Raw genomic sequence first — 2,537 nt, 5'->3', positions numbered from 1 at the left:
TGGTCGGATACGACCCGGTGCCGTTCGAGTCCGACCGGCTGGCGGCGTTCTTCCAGCGGGTGGCCACCCTCACTATGCCGATCGGGCCGGACCTGAGCGGGTACGGCGGATGCGACGGTACCATGTACCAGCTCGCGGCGTTTGGCGATCTGTTCTCGGCGTGTCGATTCCAGTGGTGGTCGAGCTGGCCGCCGCACTGGCAGCCTCTGGTGGACATCGCGTCCGAGATGATCGAGGCATTCACCGACGCCGAGGCCCCAGACGCCGAACCGCTCTCATGGCCCACCGACTTGCGGGAAAACGAAAAACCTGGGGCGGGCTGAACGCCCGTCCTGACGCCTGTCGAAGCTCCATCACCTCGCTCTCGCACACCGCAGGTGTGCCGACTGGCATCACCTGGCCGCACCGGGATGGTTCGCTACACGGCATCACATCACTCCACCGCGACAGCACGCTGTCGCAGCCGAGGCGGTGCCAAACAGCTCTACGGGGTCGGCCGGTCGTCGAGCCAACGACAACCGACTGTCACTCCACCAGCGAGCGACGCCCCAGAAACCTCTCCGTTCCGCCGGACCGGCTACTCAACACGATGGCTCGACCCCCGAAGGGTGACCGCTCATCCGAGAGCACGCGAGGGGATCGAGACCCCCGACGTGCCGTTGCCCCGGCGAAGCGGCGTCGGCGTAGTTAGTCGTCGGCTCGGCCGGCGGGCCGCGTCGGTGGTCGGTCGCGAGTGACAGTGCGATGTCACCGGAGCCGGCGAGGGGTCCAATCCACAGCAACGGGGTCGGGGACGATGCCGCAACGAGGCCGCACGGGGTCGAGCCCCAGGAAGGAAGCCTCGCAAGCGCGGTCGCCCGGGGTGCCCCAGTTAGGCCGACAGCTCCCCTCGCCGGTCCGGAATCTCACGCGGTGTCACTCGTCCGTGGTCTTCCTCCTCCAGGGGTCTTCGGTCCGGCCATCGCCGTGCGGTGACCGTGCGCTGTCACTCACGACGCCAGGAACTTCTTGGCGTCGAACGCCACCTGCTTCCGCCACAGGTGGTACACCGCCCGCCCGATCTTCGCCTCCAGGATGGCGTGCGCCTTCTTCGCCCCGCGCTTCTTCGACGCCCGCTGCATCCACGCCTTCGCCGGCGCGAAGCTCCGCAGCATCAGACTCGCGGCCTCCGCGAACGCCCACTTGAGGTGCGCGTTGCCGATCTTGCGGCCGCCGACGCCCTTCACCTTGCCGGCGCTCTCGTGCGTACACGCGACCAGCCGCGCGTACGAGAGGAAGTTGCCGACGCCGTCGAAGCGGTCGATGCGGTCGATCTCGTAGAGCATCACCAGGCCGAGGATCGGACCGATCCCGGGGACGGTGCGGAGGAAGGCGAACGTCGTCGGGTCGTCGACCTTCGCCGACTTCACGAGGTGCGTTTCGAGCGCGGCGATCTGGGTGTCGTAGTTCTCGACGAGCGCGAGGTCGGCGCCGATCGACAGCTGCGTGCTGGGGTGCTCGAAGCGTTCGGCGATGGCGGCCGTCCGGTTCCCCTTGTAGGTGAGCTTCTTGTCGAACGGCGGGAGGTTGTACTGCGCGTTGGTGTTCTGCACGTGGGCGATCAGCTGCGCCCGCTGGCGGACGAAGAACGAGCGGCGGCGGAGGAGGTCGCGGGTCTCGCGCTTGGCCTTCGGGTAGACGTGCGCCATCGGGAAGAACCCGCCCTTGAGGAGCCCGGCGATCTTGCGGGCGTCGAGCTTGTCGTTCTTGGCCTTCCCGCCGTGGATGGCCTTCATGGCGAGCGCGTGCCCGAGGACGAACGGGATGCGCTCGCGCTCGCACAGGTCGGCGAGCCAGTACCAGGCGAACATGCACTCGCAGCCGACGACGAGTCCGTCCCGGTACGGCTTGACGGCGTCGAGGAACGCGGCGGGCGAGGCGGGGAGATCCTGCTCGAGGCGAGTGGTGCCGCTGGCGTCGAGGACGTTGACGAAGAGGCTTCTGGCGTGGAGATCGACGCCGCAGTAGTATGCGTGCGTGGTGGTGTAGGGACGCATCTCGGACCTCCTTGACGACGGGCCGGCCTGATCCCGCTCCGTGGTTGCGGACGCCCCAAACGCCCGCTGAAAGATCCACCCGAGGACCGGCCCGCCCGGCGACCTCACACTTTGGCGACAGGTTCGGCCCGTCGTCAACGAGGCCATGAGATGTATCCTCGCGTTACACCTGACCCGGCGGGCATATAGCCGTTTCGGAGTTCATAACTCCCCGCGACCGCCGAGCAGGTGAGCTGGGTCGTTCGGCGGTGGTCGTCATCTGAAAACGGGCGGCGGAGGGGTTCCGGGAGGGGGAAGTGCGGCTGACGCACGTGATCGCGTTGAAGATGGCGGTGACGCTGGTGGCGTGGGCGTGCCCGCTGCTCGTCTGCCCGCCGCCGCTGTTTGAAGCCGTGGGCCTGCCGGTCCCGTCTCTGCCGGTGTTCGCCCGGCTGCTCGGCGCGGCGTACCTGGCCCTGCTCGTGGTCTACGCCCTCGGGTGGGCGGACGCCCGCGCCGGCC

At 68.3% G+C, this 2,537-nt stretch carries 3 protein-coding genes; 2 read left to right on the top strand and 1 reads right to left on the bottom strand.

Features of this window, described 5'->3' with window-relative positions; genetic code table 11:
* Positions 1–323 (top strand): hypothetical protein (locus tag VM938_05970; protein HVF74577.1); only part of this gene is annotated, 323 nt, incomplete at its 5' end.
* A 666-nt stretch (positions 324–989) separates the two neighbouring features.
* On the opposite strand, the gene VM938_05965 is transcribed toward VM938_05970, so the two are convergent.
* Entirely contained in the window at positions 990–2,036 is a 1,047-nt protein-coding gene (locus VM938_05965; GenBank protein HVF74576.1) for an IS110 family transposase, read from the bottom strand.
* 311 nt (positions 2,037–2,347) lie between these two features.
* Between VM938_05965 and VM938_05960 the strand changes: the two genes are divergently transcribed.
* On the top strand, positions 2,348–2,537 hold a 190-nt coding region (locus tag VM938_05960; protein HVF74575.1), incomplete at its 3' end, for a hypothetical protein.

Source organism: Acidimicrobiales bacterium (assembly GCA_035536915.1).
GTDB lineage: Bacteria > Actinomycetota > Acidimicrobiia > Acidimicrobiales > JAHWLA01 > JAHWLA01.
The sequence above is the reverse complement of the archived record's forward strand: the minus strand, read 5'-3'. Positions and strand labels throughout refer to the sequence as shown.